This window comes from Streptomyces sp. NPDC029122, assembly GCF_055569445.1.
In genome coordinates this window covers 81,012-98,525 of record NZ_JBVHWK010000018.1, presented here as the reverse complement: position 1 = coordinate 98,525, position 17,514 = coordinate 81,012, and the positions used below count along the sequence as shown (strand labels likewise).

General features: G+C 74.7%; 16 protein-coding genes. 6 read left to right on the top strand and 10 right to left on the bottom strand.

Features of this window, described 5'->3' with window-relative positions:
- Positions 1–47 precede the first annotated feature (47 nt).
- Complete coding sequence (locus ACZ4WZ_RS21420; protein ID WP_467892538.1) at positions 48–869, top strand: glycosyltransferase family 87 protein; 822 nt, start codon at positions 48–50, stop codon at positions 867–869.
- Here the strand turns inward: ACZ4WZ_RS21420 and ACZ4WZ_RS21415 are convergent.
- A complete protein-coding gene (locus ACZ4WZ_RS21415; RefSeq protein ID WP_388942299.1) occupies positions 835–2,478 on the bottom strand; it encodes a DNA repair helicase XPB in 1,644 nt (547 codons plus the stop codon). The two genes, ACZ4WZ_RS21420 and ACZ4WZ_RS21415, sit on opposite strands and share 35 nt — an antisense overlap.
- Positions 2,479–2,629: 151 nt before the next feature.
- On the opposite strand from ACZ4WZ_RS21415, the gene ACZ4WZ_RS21410 reads away from it, so the two are divergent.
- On the top strand, positions 2,630–3,097 hold the full coding sequence (locus ACZ4WZ_RS21410; protein ID WP_467892535.1) for a GNAT family N-acetyltransferase: 468 nt from the start codon (positions 2,630–2,632) through the stop codon (positions 3,095–3,097).
- 29 nt (positions 3,098–3,126) lie between these two features.
- Here the strand turns inward: ACZ4WZ_RS21410 and ACZ4WZ_RS21405 are convergent, their stop codons facing one another.
- Positions 3,127–3,786 carry a DUF4291 domain-containing protein gene (locus tag ACZ4WZ_RS21405; protein ID WP_467892534.1) on the bottom strand — a complete coding sequence of 220 codons (660 nt, stop codon included), beginning with the start codon at positions 3,784–3,786 and terminating at the stop codon, positions 3,127–3,129.
- A 58-nt stretch (positions 3,787–3,844) separates the two neighbouring features.
- Positions 3,845–6,307, bottom strand: coding sequence for a helicase-associated domain-containing protein (locus tag ACZ4WZ_RS21400; RefSeq protein ID WP_467892532.1), 2,463 nt, complete (start codon positions 6,305–6,307; stop codon positions 3,845–3,847).
- A gap of 63 nt (positions 6,308–6,370) precedes the next feature.
- Here ACZ4WZ_RS21400 and ACZ4WZ_RS21395 point away from each other — a divergent pair, with 63 nt between their 5' ends.
- Positions 6,371–7,327 (top strand): hypothetical protein, encoded by a 957-nt coding sequence (locus ACZ4WZ_RS21395; RefSeq protein WP_467892530.1) that lies wholly within the window; start codon positions 6,371–6,373, stop codon positions 7,325–7,327.
- Between the two features lie 1,274 nt (positions 7,328–8,601).
- Positions 8,602–9,237, top strand: a complete 636-nt coding sequence (locus tag ACZ4WZ_RS21390) for an HAD family hydrolase (protein ID WP_467892529.1) — start codon at positions 8,602–8,604, stop codon at positions 9,235–9,237.
- A 25-nt stretch (positions 9,238–9,262) separates the two neighbouring features.
- On the opposite strand, the gene ACZ4WZ_RS21385 is transcribed toward ACZ4WZ_RS21390, so the two are convergent.
- Positions 9,263–9,517 (bottom strand): hypothetical protein, encoded by a 255-nt coding sequence (locus ACZ4WZ_RS21385; RefSeq protein WP_467892527.1) that lies wholly within the window; start codon positions 9,515–9,517, stop codon positions 9,263–9,265.
- A gap of 177 nt (positions 9,518–9,694) precedes the next feature.
- Between ACZ4WZ_RS21385 and ACZ4WZ_RS21380 the strand changes: the two genes are divergently transcribed.
- Entirely contained in the window at positions 9,695–10,078 is a 384-nt protein-coding gene (locus tag ACZ4WZ_RS21380) for a cold-shock protein (protein ID WP_361603696.1), read from the top strand.
- A gap of 102 nt (positions 10,079–10,180) precedes the next feature.
- Here ACZ4WZ_RS21380 and ACZ4WZ_RS21375 read toward each other — a convergent pair whose 3' ends face one another.
- From ACZ4WZ_RS21375 to ACZ4WZ_RS21360, 4 genes are all read right to left on the bottom strand, one after another.
- Complete coding sequence (locus tag ACZ4WZ_RS21375; protein ID WP_467892526.1) at positions 10,181–11,032, bottom strand: 1,4-dihydroxy-6-naphthoate synthase; 852 nt, start codon at positions 11,030–11,032, stop codon at positions 10,181–10,183.
- Positions 11,019–11,744, bottom strand: coding sequence for a futalosine hydrolase (locus ACZ4WZ_RS21370; RefSeq protein ID WP_467892525.1), 726 nt, complete (start codon positions 11,742–11,744; stop codon positions 11,019–11,021). Before ACZ4WZ_RS21370 ends, ACZ4WZ_RS21375 begins: the two co-directional genes overlap by 14 nt.
- Before the next feature lie 22 nt (positions 11,745–11,766).
- Positions 11,767–12,258, bottom strand: coding sequence for a DUF2771 domain-containing protein (locus ACZ4WZ_RS21365; RefSeq protein WP_388942269.1), 492 nt, complete (start codon positions 12,256–12,258; stop codon positions 11,767–11,769).
- 148 nt (positions 12,259–12,406) lie between these two features.
- A complete protein-coding gene (locus ACZ4WZ_RS21360; protein WP_467892523.1) occupies positions 12,407–13,783 on the bottom strand; it encodes an MFS transporter in 1,377 nt (458 codons plus the stop codon).
- A 371-nt stretch (positions 13,784–14,154) separates the two neighbouring features.
- Here ACZ4WZ_RS21360 and ACZ4WZ_RS21355 point away from each other — a divergent pair, with 371 nt between their 5' ends.
- Positions 14,155–15,087, top strand: a complete 933-nt coding sequence (locus ACZ4WZ_RS21355; RefSeq protein WP_467892522.1) for a DUF3027 domain-containing protein — start codon at positions 14,155–14,157, stop codon at positions 15,085–15,087.
- 57 nt (positions 15,088–15,144) lie between these two features.
- On the opposite strand, the gene ACZ4WZ_RS21350 is transcribed toward ACZ4WZ_RS21355, so the two are convergent.
- The gene (locus tag ACZ4WZ_RS21350) at positions 15,145–16,128 is read right to left on the bottom strand and encodes an RNA polymerase sigma-70 factor (RefSeq protein ID WP_467892626.1); all 984 of its coding nucleotides are present in this window, start codon (positions 16,126–16,128) and stop codon (positions 15,145–15,147) included.
- Positions 16,129–16,193: 65 nt separating this feature from the next.
- Positions 16,194–17,387, bottom strand: a complete 1,194-nt coding sequence (locus ACZ4WZ_RS21345; RefSeq protein WP_467892520.1) for an NAD(P)/FAD-dependent oxidoreductase — start codon at positions 17,385–17,387, stop codon at positions 16,194–16,196.
- Positions 17,388–17,514 lie beyond the last annotated feature (127 nt).

Here is a 17,514-nt window from a genome sequence, read left to right as displayed (position 1 = left end):
GCCTGAACCCGGCGGCAACCGCGCGTTGATCCACTAGGGTCACGCGCGTGACCCGCAGCCCCGATTCCGCTTCCTCTTCCTCCCCGCTCGCGGGAGTGCTGGTCACAGGCCCGCTGCTCGTTCTGGGCGTCCTGTGCATCGCCCTGCGCATCCCCACCGCCGACGCCGTCCTCAGTGGCTTCTCCGCCGCCGAGTGGCATCCGCCCAGCGCTTATCCGCCGTTCGCCGCGATCCTCTTCACGCCCGCCGCCTGGCTGCCGGCCGGTGTGCTCAAGGCCGTCCTCGTCCTCGGGAACGCCGGCCTGCTCGCCCTGCTGGTCCTGCTGTCCTGCCGGCTCGCCTCGGTACGGGCCCGGCGGGGCCCCGTCCTGGCCGCCACCATCGCCGGGCTGTGGCTGGAGCCCCTGTTCCAGAGCCCGCTGCCCGCCCAGATCAACCTGGCGCTCGCCTGCCTCGCCGTCTGGGACCTCGGCCGGCCGCGCACCGCCCTCGGCAAGGGCTTCGCCCTGGGCATCGCCGCCGGGATCACCCTGACCCCGGCGCTCTTCATCCCGTACCTGCTGGTGACGCGGCGCGTCCGGGCCGCCCTGACCGCCCTGGCCGGTCTCGCTGGCACCGCCCTGCTCGGGCTGCTGGTGCTCCCGGAGGCCTCCGCCGACTTCTGGGCCCACCACGTCCCGCTGACCGGCCGGGCCCTGCTGCGGGAGTGGCCGCACCTGTGGGTGTGGTCCGTACCGGCCCTGACCGCCCTGACGGGCGCGGCCTACCGCCGCACCCGCCACCGCCCGGCGCGGGGCCGTATCCCCGCCCCGCGCCCGGCCCCGGAGGACCGGGTCAGTCGCTCGCCAGCAGCTCGTCCGCGTCCATGATCCGGTAGGCGTAGCCCTGTTCCGCCAGGAAGCGCTGGCGGTGCGCGGCGAAGTCCTGGTCGATCGTGTCGCGCGCGACGACCGAGTAGAACCGCGCCTCGTGCCCGTCCGCCTTCGGCCGCAGCACCCGGCCCAGGCGCTGCGCCTCCTCCTGCCGGGAACCGAAGGTGCCGGAGACCTGGATGGCGACGGTGGCCTCGGGCAGGTCGATCGAGAAGTTCGCGACCTTGGAGACGACCAGCACGCTGATCTCGCCCTCGCGGAAGGCGTTGAAGAGCTTCTCCCGCTGCGCGTTGGAGGTCTCGCCCTTGATGACGGGCGCGTCCAGGTGCTCGCCGAGCTCGTCGAGCTGGTCGATGTACTGCCCGATGACCAGCGTCTGCTCGCCCCGGTGCTTGCGCACCAGCGCCTCGGTGACCTTCCGCTTCGTCGCGGTCGTCGCGCAGAAGCGGTACTTCTCCTCCGTCTCGGCGGTCGCGTACGCGAGCCGCTCGGACTCGGTCAGATTGACGCGGACCTCGACGCAGTCGGCCGGCGCGATGTAGCCCTGCGCCTCGATCTCCTTCCACGGCGCGTCGAACCGCTTCGGCCCGATCAGCGAGAACACGTCCGACTCCCGCCCGTCCTCCCGCACCAGAGTGGCCGTCAGACCGAGCCGCCGACGCGCCTGGAGGTCGGCGGTGAACTTGAACACCGGGGCCGGCAGCAGGTGCACCTCGTCGTAGAGGATCAGCCCCCAGTCCCGGGAGTCGAACAGCTCCAGGTGGGGGTAGACGCCCTTCCGCTTGGTCGTCAGCACCTGGTACGTGGCGATCGTGACGGGCCGGATCTCCTTGCGCGTACCGGAGTACTCGCCGATCTCCTCCTCCGTCAGCGAGGTGCGCCGCACCAGCTCGTGCTTCCACTGCCGCGCCGAGACGGTGTTGGTGACCAGGATCAGCGTCGTCGCCTTCGCCTTCGCCATCGCACCGGCACCGACCAGCGTCTTGCCCGCGCCGCACGGCAGGACGACCACCCCGGACCCGCCGTGCCAGAACCCCTCGACGGCCTGCGCCTGGTACGGGCGCAGCGCCCAGCCGTTCTCCTCCAGGTCGATCGGGTGCGCCTCGCCGTCCACGTACCCGGCGAGGTCCTCGGCGGGCCAGCCCAGCTTCAGCAGGGTCTGCTTGATCTGCCCGCGCTCCGACGGGTGCACGGCCACCGTGTCGGCGTCGAGCCGCGCCCCGACCAGCGGGGCGATCCGCTTCGAGCGCAGGATCTCCTCCAGCACGGGCCGGTCGGTGCTGGTCAGCACCAGCCCGTGGACCGGGTGCTTGGACAGGGTGAGGCGCCCGTAGCGGGCCATGGTCTCGGCGACGTCCACCAGCAGCGCGTGCGGGACGGGATAGCGGGAGTACTCGACGAGCGCGTCGACGACCTGCTCGGCGTCGTGCCCGGCGGCCCGGGCGTTCCACAGCCCGAGCGGGGTGATCCGGTAGGTGTGGATGTGCTCGGGCGCCCGCTCCAGCTCCGCGAAGGGGGCGATGGCGCGCCGCGCGGCCCCGGCGAGTTCGTGGTCGACCTCGAGAAGGAGGGTTTTGTCGCTCTGGACGATGAGAGGCCCGTTCACGCCTGTCCCTTTCCGGCGGGGTGGCGGCCGCCCGGGCGCGGGCGGCCAAACCTCCAGTCTGCCGTATCCCGCCGCGGGTGTGGGGGTCCCGCCGGGCCCGGCCCGGAAAACGCGCTGACGCGGCCCACCGGTGCCCCGTACGGTCCGGGGCATGGATGAAGACCAGCAGTCCTTCGTGCCCGACGGCTTCGACGTGCCGCGCACGCTCGCCTGCGACGGTTTCCGGCTGGAGCCGCTCGGGGCGGAGCACAACGCGCGGGACCTCGCCGCCTGGAGCGGGAGCATCCCGCACATCCGGGCCACGCCCGGCTTCGAGGGCCGCGCCTGGCCGCCGCCCGAGGGGATGTCCGCCGAGGCGAACCTGGCCGACCTGGAGCGGCACGCGCGGGACTTCGCGGAGCGGCGCGGGTTCACCTACAGCGTGCTGGAAGACGCGGACGAGGTCGTCGGGTGCCTCTACGTCTACCCCGCCAAGGAGGATCCCCGGCGGGTGCACGTCAGCTCCTGGGTACGGGCCGACCGGGCCCACCTGGACGCCCGCGTCCACGAGGCGGTGAGCGCCTGGCTCCGCGAGACATGGCCCTTCGACCCCGCGCTGGTGGACTACGCGCCCAGGTGAGCCGGGGGCGCGGGGCTGCGGGGGATCCGCTACGCCCCCAGGTGGGGCAGCGGGCCCGCCGGGTAGGGGGCCTCGGCCGGGAGCAGCGCGCGGGCGGCACCGGTGTCGCCCGCGCGGACCAGGGCGTGGATCTCCCGGGCCAGCGGGGTGACGTCGCGGATGGACACCGTCCACTCGTCGGCGTACGCCCGCGAAGCCCATCCCGACAGGCCCAGTTGCAGGGACCGGTGGGGCAGCGCGTTCAGGTGCAGGTCCCGCTCCGGGTCCCACTGCACCCGGGCCGGGGAGCCGGCCAGGGACGCCCGCCACGCCTCGCGGTCCGCGTGGACGCCGGGCACGTAGTGCGACAGGCAGGCCCGGGCGAGCGCCCGGTCGAAGCCCTCGCGGGTGATCTCCACCGCCAGGACGGTCTCCTGGTCGGCCTTCGCGGCCCAGCCGCAGCGGTACATCATCCACAGGAACGACGGCTTGATCCACGTCATCCGCTCCCGCTTCCACGCGGACGGGAAGCGCCCGTCGCGGGCCGCGGGCACGCCGAGACGCGGGGCGTAGGCCTGGTAGACGGTGACGGTGGTACCGGTGTGGGCGGCGCGGACCTGGTACCGGGGGACGGGGGCCGCGGCGGGGGATCCGGCTGCGGATCCGGACGGGGCGGACGCGGATCCCGCTTCGGGCAGAGCTTCGGGCATGGCGCCAGAGTGCCGGTCGGCCCCGCCCCCGGCCAGCGGTTTTTCCCGCCGGCCGCTCCTAGACCTGGTCCTCCGCCAGCTCCGCCACCCCCGTGATGCGGTGCAGGGCGTACGTGCGGACCTCGTCCGCCGTGTGGTCGTAGCCCGTGACGAAGCCGCCCTCCACCCGCACCGGGGCGATGACCCGCTGGCTCGCCGCGCCGTCGGCGTTCACGTACCCGATCCACACCGCCGACCCCGTCAGCGCCGCCGCCTGCACCGTGGCCAGGGTCTCCGCCGCGCTCGTGCGCGGCAGTTCCCCCGGAGCGCCCGAGGAGGCGGCCGGCTCCTTGCGGACCGCCGTCGCCGCCAGATCGCCCGCACGGATCGCCCGTACCGCCGCCCCCAGCAGCGTCGCGTCCGGCACCGGCGGTCCGTCCGGCACCGGCACCGGCGCCGAACGCGCCGGGGTGCGGTGCGCGTCGGCCCGCGACACCAGCACGTCACCGGTACGGGACTCCGCCGCCGGGGCGTACCCCATCGCCCGCAGCCCGTCGAGCAGCGCCGCCGGATCCGCCTGCGCCGCCAGTACGGTCGGAGCGAGCCGCCGCAGCCCCAGCGACGCCGACCGCTTGTCCGCGAGGATCTCCCCCAGCATCGCGTCGTCGCACCGCACGTACGAGGACGCCGCCCCGACCCGCAGGTGCCCGTGCCGCCGCGCCACGTCGTCGATCAGGTACGCCAGCGGCTGCGGCACCGGCGTACGGCTGTGCTCGGTGAGGAAGGCGTGCAGGTCCGAGGCCGTCTGCCCGGCGTCCAGCGCCCGCCGCACCGAACCGGGGGTGAACCGGTACACCGTCGCCCCGCCCTTGGACTCCACGTCCGCGAGCACGGCCAGCATCTCCGCCAGCGGCCGCAGCAGCGGACCCGGAGCCACCGCCGTCAAGTCCGCCTGCAACAGCACGTGGTCCACCGGCTCCGGCAGCAGCGGCGCCAGCAGCCCCGCCGGATCGCGGTGCTCCAGCAGCGCGCGGCCGAACACGCTGAGCGCACCCCGCCCGGTGACCCCCAGCACCTCGGCCTCGTGCAGCGTCCACCGCGCGAGCCGGGCCCGCAGATCGCCCGCACCGCGCGCCGGCCGCTCCCACGCGAGCCGCTCCAGGACCGCCTCCGCGTCCGGCACCCCGCCCTCGGGCAGCTCCCCGATCAGCTCCAGGACCCGGCGGCGCACCTCCGGCGCCGCCGAACGGTCCAGGTCGGGCCCGAGCGCCGACAGGGTGCGCCCCTTGGCGTCCTGCTCCCCGACCAGCCCCGGCGTGCGGGTGGCCGGCAGCCAGGCCCCGGCCAGCGCCGCCCACCGCTCGGCGGGCGGCAGCTCGCGCCAGCCGTCGAACGCGGGCGTGGGCGCGTACCGCTCGTCGGCCTCGCCGTCGGTGGCCAGCAGCCCCGCGGCGTAGGCCAGTTCGATCCAGAACGCCGCCGCGCTCTCGGTGGTGTCCAGCGCGGCCGCCGTCCGCTTCAGGTCCCGTACGGCCAGCCCGCCCGCCCGCAGCACCAGCGGTCCCGCGTGCTCCCAGGACTTCACCAGCTCCTCGACGGTGGACAGCGCCGCCAGCGCCTGCCCCGCCGCGTTCGCGTCCACAAGCTGTGGACGGTGCTCGCGGTGCACGCCCACCGGCGGCGGGAGCGGAGCCGTCCGCCGGTGCGCGAGCCCGCCCCGCAGGTGCAGCGCGACCTCCCGGGGCAGTACGACCGTCCGCGGCGAAGCCGGCAGCAACAGTCCCCGGTCGCGCAGCCAGCGCACCGGCGGCGTCGGATTCGGGGTCACCTCCCCGTACGGCGGCCCCCACACGAGCCGCCCCAGCACCTGGTGCGCCTCCGCCGGAGCCTCGTCCAGCAGCGCCGACATCCGCTCCGGGTCGGTGAACAGCCCGGTCAGCGCGGACACCGCCGACACCGCGTCGTGCGTCGCCGGCAGCCCGGCCGCCGCCACGATCTCCTGGATCCGGGTCGGCGACATCCCCGCCACCGCCTCCGCCACGGTCGGCCCCAGCCCCGTCGGGGACGGCCGCTGCGCCGACGGGGCGAGCAGCTCCCGGGCGGTGCGGACCAGCCGCAGCCGGTCCTCGTCCCCCCACACCAGAGCCTGGTCGCGCAGGGTCCCCAGAGCCCGGGGGAGCGCGTCGCGGGCCGCGGTGTCCTCGCCGCCGGTCCCGGTCAGCAGCGACTCCAGCACCGGGTACGGGCACGGGTCCGGGGCGACCGCGAGGGCCTCCGCCGTCTGCAGCGCGAACCGGTCCAGACGGTCCAGGGCGCGCACCACCGAGGCCCGGGTGCCGGCGCGGGTGGCCAGCTGGGTGACGTCGCCGGGCACCGGGTTCAGCAGGTCGGGGCGGGCGTGCAGCAGGGCGGCGAGCGCCACGTCGTCGCGGGCGCGGAGCGCCTCGGCGAGGGAGCGCGGGGCGTTCGCCGTAGCGGTACTTGCCTCGGGCACGTTGGTCGCCTCCTGGTCACGCCGGCCGGACCGCCGTCCGGTCCCCATCCGGCCAACGGTATCCGCTGAGCCGTCGGCCGCTCCACGGACGCACGCGCTACCGTCGGGGGCGTGGGGATCGAGAGCGACCATCTGGTCTACGAATACCTGAGCCGCGTCGGGGACTTGGCGCAGCGCCGACAGCTGTCGTCCGGGGACCGGATGCGGCTGGTCGCGGGGCTGCGGGACGAGATCGACCGCCGGCGCGCCCGATACGAACCGGACACCCCGGCGGCCGTACGCAGCATCCTGGACCGGATCGGCACACCGGAGGAGGTCCTCGACGCGGTGGACTCCACCCGGTCCGCGCCTCCGGCGGCTCCGGCGGCTCCGGTCGCTCCCGCCGCGGTTCCGGCGCAGCGCGGCCCGCAGAACGTCCCGCCGCACCTGGCCGGCCTCGACGAGCTCGGCTCCTCCGCCGAAGCCGAACCCGACTGGTGGAGCCTGTCCCCCGGCGCCCTGGGGGCGGGGCCGCCGCAGGTGGAGGGCTTCGCGGGCGGCATCGAGTTCCCGGACCACTTCCGGGAGCGGGGGGACGAGGAGGGTGCGGGGACGGACGGGGACGCGAAGGGTGCGGGGCCGGGGGCCGAGCCGGACTCCGCCGCCGGCCCGGGCGCGGCGGCGGGGGGCCTCGTACGGTTCCTGCGCGACCGGCGCCAGAAGAAGAAGGCCGCCGCCCCGGAGGGGGAACCGAGGCCCCGCCCCCACGCGTTCCTCCTGCTGGCGGCGGTGCTGCTCCTCGCGGGGGCGCTCACCGCCTACTGGCCGCTGCTCGGCGCCGGCGCGCTGGTGGCGTACGCCTCGCGCGTGCTCGGGCCCCGCGAGCGCAAGTGGGTCCTCCTCGGCCTGCCCGCCACGGTCTTCGCCCTGGCCGTGCTCTGGCTCTGGGGCCGCGCCGCCGGCCACTGGGGCACCCTCCTCCCCTCCGACCAGCTCGGCCCGGCCTTCCGCTCCCTCTGGCCCACCCTGGCCCGCACAGCGGCCGCCACCACGGCGGCGTACCTCCTGTGGCGCTCGCGACGGCGGTAGGGGGGTAGGGGGCGGCGCGGGGGGTGGGGTTTCGGCGGGGCGGTGTCCGGGCGGTTTGGGGGTTTCCCGTCAGTCCCATCGTCCTTCCGGTTCGTGCCGGCCCGTCAAGGGCGCTCCTTCGTCGCGTCACTGCGTGATCGCCTTCGGCGACCCTTGACCGACCGTCCCGCCCCGGAAAGACAAGGACTGCCGGGAACCCCCCAAAAGAACGGTCACGGGGCAGGAATGGAGGGGCGGGCCCCTCAGCGACGAGACGGGCGGCCGGGCGTCGGTCCGCCGGGCATCCGGGCCCCCAGACCCCCTGCGGAACACCCCACGCGCCAGATCGCTACACGCTCCTCACCGCTTGGCGTCCGGCGGCCGCCTTGGGCTGATACCAGCACCAAATGTTGGTCAGGGCGCCATGGGGGACGGGATGCGCGCCGGATCGCCCAGCGCTTCTGACGGGTGGCCTCTGCGGGCTCGTCTGGGCTGATCGTCAGCCGCCCGAGAGGGGAAATGCCCCTTTCGTTCGCCTCTGAAGGGTTGTGGTGAGGCGTGGAGGGCCTCTGTCGGAGTCTGCGGTTGAAAAAGGCGTCCCCATGGTCCGGCAAGGCCGACGAGAGGTCTCGGAGAGGCGATTCGCCTCCTCGACAGCCCCCTTCAGCCCCCCGCCAACCCCTGTCTCGGCCATCCCAGCCCCAGACGGCCGTCAGTCGCCGGGAAATGAGGACCGCGTAGCGATCTGCCGCACCCAGCGGCCCCTGATGCCCCCTGACCGACATCTGGTGCGGGTATCAGCCCCTGGACGGTCGCCGGACGCCAAGCGATGAGGAGCGCGTAGCGATCTGGTGCGCGGGGGTGGACCGTTGAGGGTCTTTGGGGGCCGGATGCCCGGCGGGCCGGTGCCCGGTCCCTCGTCTCGTCGCTGAGGGACCCGTCCCTTCCCCTTGGACCCGTGACCGTTCTTTTGGGGGGTTCCCGGCAGTCCTTGTCTTTCCGGGGCGGGACGGTCGGTCAAGGGTGGCCGAAGGCCATCGCGGAGCGACGCGAACGAAGTGAGCGCCCTTGAGGGACCGGCACGCACCGGAAGGACGATGGGACTGACGGGAACCCCCCAAACCGGCTCTGATGCCGCCCCGCCGAAACTCCGCCCCCCGCAGCCCCCGCCCAACCCGCCCCACCTCGCCAGCAACAACCCCCACACAGCCGACATTTCGCCAAATAAGGGCATCTGCTAAGCCAACCTCCGCTTAGCTTCGCTCAGTCCGGTGGAGCCTCGGCACAATGGCGCTATGACCTCCCACATCCCGCAACAGCTCACCGTCGGCTTCGACCTCGACATGACGCTCATCGACTCCCGCCCCGGCATCAAGGCCGCCTACCAGGCGCTCTCCGCGAAGACCGGGGCGTACATCAACGCCGACGAGGCCATCACGCGCCTCGGGCCGCCGCTGGAGGAGGAGCTCGCGTACTGGTTCCCCGAGGAGGAGATACCGGCGATGCGGGACCTCTACCGGGAGCTCTACGTCGACCACGCCATCGAGCCGACGCCCGCGATGCCCGGAGCCCGCGAGGCGATCAAGGCCGTTCAGGCCCTCGGCGGACGGGCGATCGTCGTGACCGCCAAGAACGAGCCCAACGCCCGCCACCACCTGGAGCACCTGGGCATGGAGCCCGACGCCGTCATCGGCTGGCTCTGGGCCGAGGCCAAGGCCGGGGCGCTGCGCGAGTACGGGGCGCAGGTCTACGTAGGCGACCACATCGGGGACGTGCGCGGCGCCCGGACGGCCGGCGCGCTGTCGGTGGTGGTGCCGACCGGCCCGTGCACGGCGTCGCAGCTGCGGGAGGCCGGTGCGGACGTGGTGCTGGGCGACCTCACCGCGCTGCCGCAGTGGCTCGAGGAGTACGAGCGGGCCCGCGCGGCCTGAGGCGCCCCCCGGTTACGGGCGACCGTCAGGCGGCCTGCGAAGCCCGGGCCGCCCGGCGCTGCGCGGCGGCCGAGCGGAGTACGCCCGCCGCGGAGATGGCGAAGCCGACGCCCATGAGCATGCAGACGGCCCACGCGTACGGCGGGAACGGGTCGGTGCCCAGGAACAGCGGGGCCATCGTCGCGAGGGTCGCCACGGCGCCCACGATGAACACGACGCCGCCGGCCTTGACCAGGCCGTCGCCGGGCCGCGCTTCGTCGGGATGAGGAGTAACAGTCACCCCACCAGGGTAGTTCCCTGGCCGAAGCGGTGGAGCGGGAAGGACCGGGGAACGTCTTGCCAGCGGTTTCTGGACCATTAGCCTGGAGGTGGCGGGTCGGAGGACCCGCTGTACTGCTATCCGGAGCCGTTCACGACGGCCGACCGGACCCGACGAGCACAAGGACAGAGGACGGACGTGCCTACCGGCAAGGTCAAGTGGTTCAACAGCGAGAAGGGCTTCGGCTTTCTCTCCCGTGATGACGGCGGCGACGTCTTCGTGCACTCGTCGGTGCTCCCGGCCGGGGTCGAGGCCCTCAAGCCCGGGCAGCGGGTGGAATTCGGAGTGGTCGCGGGACAGCGCGGTGACCAGGCACTTTCGGTGACGGTGCTGGATCCGGCGCCTTCGGTCGCGGCCGCGCAGCGCCGCAAGCCCGACGAGCTCGCCTCCATCGTGCAGGACCTGACGACCCTGCTCGAGAACATCACCCCGATGCTGGAGCGCGGCCGCTACCCCGACAAGGCGCACGGCACGAAGATCGCCGGCCTGCTGCGCGCGGTGGCCGACCAGCTCGACGTCTGACCGGCTCGACGTCCGACCGGCTCGGCGTCCGACCCGTCGCGGACCCACGGTGCCCCGCCGCTCCCCGAGCGGCGGGGCACCGGCGCGCCGCGGCGCGTCAGGTCACGGGAAGCGCAGCGCGTCCGCAGGGATGGCCGGTACCAGCCCCTCGGCGGCGGCCCTGGTGAGCAGCCCGCGGACGGCCGCGTACCCGGCGTCGCCGAGGTCGGCGGTGAACTCGTTGACGTACAGCCCGATGTGCTGGTCGGCGACCGCCGGATCCAGTTCCTGCGCGTGGGCGCGTACGTACGGCCGCGACGCCTCCGGGTCGTCCCACGCCATCCGCACCGACGTACGGGCCGCCTCGGCCAGCGCGCGCAGCTTCTCCGCGCCCAGCGAGCGCTTGGCGATGATCGCGCCCAGCGGGATCGGCAGGCCGGTGGTGGACTCCCAGTGCTCGCCCATGTCGGCCAGCCGGTGCAGTCCGTAGTCCTGGTAGGTGAACCGGGCCTCGTGGATGACCAGTCCGGCGTCCACCCGCCCGTCGCGCACGGCCGGCATGATCTCGTGGAACGGCAGCACGACCACCTTGCCGACCCCGTCCGGCAGTACGTCCGCCGCCCACAGCCGGAAGAGCAGGTACGCGGTGGAGCGTTCGCTCGGCACCGCCACCGTGCCGGTGCTCAGGTCCACGCCGGGCCCGCGCGTCAGCACGAGGGGGCCGCAGCCGCGCCCCAGCGCCCCGCCGCAGGGCAGCAGCGCGTACTCCTCCAGCACCCAGGGCAGCACGGCGTACGACACCTTCAGCACGTCGAGCTCGCCGCGCTCCGCCATGCCGTTGGTGATGTCGATGTCGGCGAAGGTCACGTCGAGGGCGGGTGCGCCCGGGACGCGTCCGTGCGCCCAGGCGTCGAAGACGAAGGTGTCGTTCGGGCAGGGCGAGTAGGCGATCGCGAGCGGTTCAGCGGTGCTCATGGCGTTCTCCCCAATGGACGAGTACGGGTCCCAGCGCGCGGAATCCGGCGGTGAGGGCGTCCATCGCCTCCGCGATCCGCCAGGCGGCCCGGTCACGCGGTCCGACGGCGTTGGACACGGCGCGGATCTCCAGTACCGGCAGCCCGTGCGCGGCGGCGGCCTCCGCCACCCCGAAGCCCTCCATCGCCTCGGCCCCCGCGAGCGGGTGGCGGGCGGCGAGCTCGGCGGCGCGGGAGGCGCTGCCGGTGACGGTGGACACGGTCAGCACGGGCGCGAGCAGTGCCCCGGTGGCCTCGGCGGCGCGGGCGGCGAGCCCGGCGGGCGGCAGGTGCACGTTGCGGCCGAAGCCGAGCTCCTGCACCGGGAGGAAACCCTCGGGGGTCTCGGCGCCCAGGTCGGCGGCGACGAGCGCGTCGGCGACCACCAGCGAGCCGGGCGGGGCGGCGGGCGCGAACCCGCCGCCGATGCCGGCGGAGACGACGAGGGAGTAGTCGGCCAGCGCGAGCGCGGTGGCCGTGGCGGCCGCGGCGGCGGCCGGGCCGACACCGCCGACGAGGACGTCGGCCGCGAGGCCGGGCAGGTCCCGGCGGGTGATGAGGTACCCGCCGGGCAGGGTGCGCGGCTCGGGCGTGACCGGGTCCGGATGAGGGGACAGGCCGGCGGCCACGGAGTCTGCCTCCGCGGCCACCGCGGTCACGATCAGCGCGCGCACGCCGCCGCCCGCCTTCCGCCCGCTAGTTCTTCAGCTTGAGCTTGAACGACCAGACGGAGAGGGGCTTGCCGTCCTCGCCGACCTGGACGAAGCCCAGCAGCTTCGACTGGGGCGCCTCGCCCTGGCCGCCGGTCGCGAAGACGTCGGCGCCCTGGAAGCTGCGGTAGGTGTTGGCGGAGGGCTCGGTGATCGGCTGGCCGTCGAGGACCGCCTGCCACTTCTTGCCGTCCTCGACGATCTCGGGCTCGACGCCCAGGCGCAGCGTGTCCCCGCGGCCGTACTCGATGGTCTTGGCGTTCTTGGGGTCCGTCAGGCACTCCTGGACCCTGTCCATGGAGAGGTCCTTGCCGTCGGTGCGGCACTCGGACTCGGCGGACACCGACGAGCTGCCGACGGTCACCGTCGCGAGCGGCGTCGGCTTGTCGCAGGCGGACAGGAGGAGGAGGCCGGCGGACACGGCTCCGAGGGCCGCGACGCTGCGGCGGGCCCTACCCGGGAAAAGCGGTGCGGTCATGAGCCGAAGGCTATCGGGCCGGTGGGCCGCACCGCCGCACGGGGGTCCTGCGGCGGGGCGGCCCGCCCCGCCGGGGCTCCCGCGTCGGGTCCGGGCCGCCCGCGCGGCGCCCCCGGCACGCCCCCGGAGGCCGGCCGGCCCGGGGCCCTTACGCCACCCGGGTGCGGGAGGAGCCCTGCTGCCGGTGGTGGTGCGGGGAGGTCAGGAAGCCGCGCAGGGCCATCAGGGTGCCCAGAGCGACCACGGCGGCGGCCACCGACATGCCGAGGACGCCGTTCAGCGGCAGGGCGATCCCGATCGCACCGCCCATCACCCACGCCACCTGGAGCAGCGTCTCCGAACGGGCGAAGGCCGACGTCCGCACGGCCTCGGGCACGTCGCGCTGGATCATCGCGTCCAGCGACAGCTTCGCCAGGGCCTGGCAGAAGCCCGCCGTGCCGGCCAGGAAGGCCATGAACAGGCCGCTGAAGAGGACCGCCGCCACGATCGCCACGCCCAGGGTGACCGACAGGACGGACGCGATGATCGCCTCGGGGGCCCGGGCCCGCAGCCACGCCCCGACCGCCGTGCCGCACGCGTTGCCGATGCCCGCCGCGACACCGACGATGCCCAGCGACACCGCCGCGCTCTGCCCGGCCAGCGGGTGCTCGCGCAGCAGGAACGCCAGGAAGAAGATCAGGAACCCGGACAGCCCGCGCATCGAGGCGTTCGCCAGCAGCCCGCACAGCACCGGACGGCTGACCGTCCGCAGCCCCGGCCGCTTCGAGTGCGCCTCGTGCGTGGACAGCCGGGCCCGTCGCTCGCCCTTCGCGTCGTCCACCTTGTGCGGCAGCTGGAACGCCGCGAAGGTGCCCCAGACGAAGATCGCGCAGGCCCCGTACAGCGGCCACGGAGGCCCGATCGTGTGCAGCCCGGCCGCCACCGGCGCCGCCGCGCCCGTCGCGAGCAGGCCCGCCAGCGTGACCCGGGAGTTCGCCTTGACGAGTGAGAACTTCGGCGGCAGCAGGCGCGGGACCACGGCACTGCGTACGACGCCGTACGCCTTCGAGGCCACCAGGACGCCCAGCGCCGCCGGATACAGCTCCAGCCCGCCCGTGGCGACCGCGCCGGACATCATCACCGCCAGCAGCGCCCGCGTCAGCATGGCGCCCGCCATCGCCGCCCGCCGGCCGTGCGGCAGCCGGTCCAGCAGGGGACCGATCACCGGGGCCAGCAGGGTGAAGGGAGCCATGGTGATCGCCAGGTACAGGGCCACCCGTCCGCGTGCCTCGTCCGTGGGGACGGAGAAGAACACCGTCGAGGCCAGCGCCACGGTGATCATGACGTCGCCGGCGCCGTTGATCGCGTGCAGTTCGATCAGCCGGCCCAGTCCCGACTCACCGGCCCCGTGGGCGTGGGTGGCGCGCCGGATCCCGCGCGCCGTACCGGTGAAGGGGAGGTGCAGGGCACGCCCGACAGCCCGGCCGGCCCGCCTGGCCGGTCCCGAGCCGTCTGCGGACGACCGTGCGGGTGCCACGTGGCCCATAGTGCCCCAAGAGGCCGTCCGGGACCCCTCCCGGCGCGTCCCCGGTGCGTTTCCGGGAGGTGCCGCGGACCCGCGCACGCCGGCCCCCCGCGCGTGCCGTGTCCGCGAATCGGACCTCGCATGTGGGCCGAAGGCTTCGGAGGAGGTAGCGTGCGTAGCGCGCCACCGGCGGTTGCACTTGGCCGCGCGCCTCTCCGTGATCCCGCAGAATGGATCACAGTGGGGTGCGCCCGAGGCCGATCGGGGCGCGGACGTCGACGCGGCCCTCTGGTCCGCTCCGCCCGCGCTACGTACGGACGAGACCGACGGGTCGTTGTGGACGACAGTACGGACGGCGCACTCGTGAGACGGCGTAGGAGAGAACGAGACCTGTGAGTGCTGCGACGACGCGAAGCCGTACCCCGCGTACCCCGCGTACGCCCGCCCCGGACCGCCTCTGCGCCGAGGCGGTGGAGCTCGCCCGTGCGGCGGCCGAGGAGGCCGCCCACCCCGGCGTGGTGGGCGCGCACGTCTCCGCCGTAGCGGAGGGCGACCGGGTCGTGACGCACTTCTTCGAGTGCAAGGAGCCGGGCTACCGGGGCTGGCGCTGGGCCGTCACCGTGACCCGCGCCTCCCGCGCGAAGAACGTCACCCTCAACGAAACGGTGCTCCTCCCCGGCGACGACGCGCTGCTCGCCCCCGAATGGGTGCCGTGGAGCGACCGGCTGCGCCCGGGCGACATGGGCCCCGGCGACCTGCTGCCGACGGACGCCGACGACCTGCGCCTGGAGCCCGGCTGGTCCGGTGAGGACACGCCGCCGCCGAACTCGGTGGTCTCCACCGAGATGGCCGAACTGGTCGAGGCCGAGGACGCCGACGTCACCGACCGGGTGGTCGCCCCGGCGCGCGGCTCCATCACCGCGGTGGCGGAGGAGCTCGGCATGCGCCGCGCCCGCGTCCTGTCGCGGTACGGGCTGCACACGGCGGCCGACCGGTGGGACGAGGCCTTCGGAGCGAAGACCGCGATGGCGCAGGCGGCGCCCGCGTCGTGCGTCTCGTGCGGCTTCCTCGTCGCGATCGGGGGCTCGCTGGGCCAGGCCTTCGGCGTCTGCGCGAACGAGTTCAGCCCGGCGGACGGCCGGCTCGTGTCCCTCTCGTACGGCTGCGGCGGCCACTCGGAGGCGGCCGTCATGCCCAAGCCGCCGCGGCCCGCGCCGCCGGTACTGGACTCGATGGCGACGGACGAATTCCCGCTGCGCCCCGTTCCCGACACCGGCTCCGTCCCCGCGGCGGACCTCCCGTCCGCCGACCTGGGGCACTCGTAGCGGGAACGGCGGCGGGCGGGCCGCCGGGGACCGGCACGCCCGCCCCCGCGACCGCCGTCACCGCAGGGTGAGCGGGGTCTCGGCCTCGATCCGGCCCAGCTTCTCGGGGTTGCGGACGTAGTAGATGCCGGTGATGCGGGCGTCCTCGACGTGGAACACCATGACGCCGTCGAGCTCCCCGTCGAGGTACGCGAGGAACGCGGGGCTGCCGTTGGCCACGGTCGGGGCGACGGTGAGCCGGCCCGCGACCTTGCCGGTGCCGCCGAGGATGAAGCGGCCGACCTTGCTGGCGCCGACGACGGGACGCAGCGCGGCCCGTTTGACCCCGCCGCCGTCGCCCACCAGGACGACGTCGGGGGCGAGGACGTCGAGGAGGCCCTGGAGGTCCCCGCTGTCCAGGGCGTGGCGGAACGATTCCAGGGCGGCCCGGGTCTGGCTCGCGGACACGGTCCGGCGCGGGCGCCGGGCGTCGACGTGGCGGCGGGCGCGGTGCGCGATCTGCCGTACGGCGGCGGGGGACTTGTCGAGGGCGGCGGCGATCTCGTCGTAGCCGACGTCGAAGGCCTCGCGCAGGACGAAGACGGCGCGCTCGGTCGGCGCCAGCGTCTCCAGGACGAGCATCATCGCCATCGACACGCTCTCGGCGAGCTCCACGTCCTGGGCCACGTCCGGCGCGGTGAGCAGCGGTTCGGGGAGCCACTGGCCGACGTACGCCTCTTTGCGGCGGCTCAGGGTGCGCAGCCGGTTCAGGGCCTGCCGGGTCGTGATGCGGACCAGGTAGGCGCGCCGGTCGTCGACCCGCTCCAGGTCGACGCCGGCCCAGCGCAGCCAGGTCTCCTGGAGGACGTCCTCGGCGTCGGAGGCCGATCCGAGCATCTCGTAGGCGACGGTGAAGAGCAGGTTGCGGTGGGCGACGAAGGTCTCGGTCGCCGTTTCGCCGCCGCCACCTCCCTCGCCGTCGCGGCCGTCCCCGCCCGCGCGGTCCGTGCTGCCGTCCCCGCCCGCGCGGTCCGTCTCGTCCATGCCGGTCGCTCCGTCCATGCCGTCCATGCCGCTGGTGCCGTCCTTCCCGCCGGTCGCCCCGGTCCCCGTGTCCGCCGCGCGCATCAGACGGCCGCCGCTTCCGCCGTGTCCCGCGCCTGGAGCTTCTTCTGGCGTGCGGGGCCGCCGGAGATGCGGTGGAGGCGGTAGCCGCCGGGCTTGCGGGCCTCGTCGGCGAGGTGCTTGACGACGCCCTTGCAGACGGCTTCCTTCATCGTTGCGCCGGGCCGTCCGTCGACGTGGAGCCAGATCGCGGTGTCGCCCCGGTCGGCGAACTGGAAGATGCCGTCGTGGCGGCCCAGGCTGATGCACTGGGCGCCGAAGGCCTGGTTGAGGGTGGCGGGCCGGTCGCCCGCCAGCCGGCTCAGGACGGTGTCGGCGGCCCGTGCGCCCAGGGGCATCGCGGCCTGGCAGCTCATCCGCAGCGGCACGCCCGAAGGCGCGGCCGAGTCGCCGGCCGCCACGATCCGTACGTCGTCCACGCTGGTCAGCGTCTCGTCGGTGAGCAGGCGGCCCGCGTCGTCGGTGGTCAGCCCGCTGCGGGCGGCCAGGTCGGGGACGGCGAAGCCGGCGGTCCAGACGGTGACGTGGCTGGGCAGTTCGCGGCCGTCGGCGAGGCGGACGGCGCGGTCGGTGACGGCGGTGACCTTGGTGGCGGGGCCGTCCAGGACGGTGACGCCCAGGCGGGCGAGGCGGCGGGCGACCGAGCGGCGGCCGCGGGGGTGGAGGTAGGGGCCCAGGGCGCCGCCGCAGACCAGGGTGACGGTGCGGCCGGCGCCGGCGAGTTCGGCGGCGGTCTCGATGCCGGTGGGGCCGGCGCCGATGACGGTGAGGGGGGCGGTGGCGGGTGCGGCGTCCAGGACGGGGCGCAGCCGCTGGGCGTCCTCGAGGGTGGCGACGGGGTAGGCGTGCTCGGCGGCTCCGGGCACGTGCGGGTGTGCGCCGGTGCTGCCGACGGCGTAGACGAGGTAGTCGTAGCCGAGGGTGGCGCCGGAGGCGAGGTGCAGGGCGCGGGCGGGGGCGTCGATGCGGTCGACGGTGTCGACGGCCAGGCGTACGTCCTCGGCGAGGACGTCGCGGTAGTCGACGACGGCCGTGTCGGTGCCGCCGACCAGCTGGTGCAGGCGGATGCGGTGGACGAAGGAGGCACGCGGGTTGACCAGCGTCACCGTCACATCACCGCGCAGCGTCAGACGGTTCGCCGCCATCACGCCCGCGTAACCTCCGCCGACCACGACCACACCGGTCTTCTCGCTCATGGTGTCCTCCTCCGGTTCAGGGCTTCGGACACAAGACACCGCGGCAGCGGCCCGTGTGACGGGGTGTGAGGCGGATCACCTCCGGGCCGCCGTACGCGCCTCCGCGCGGCTCAGGCCTCCGCGCGGC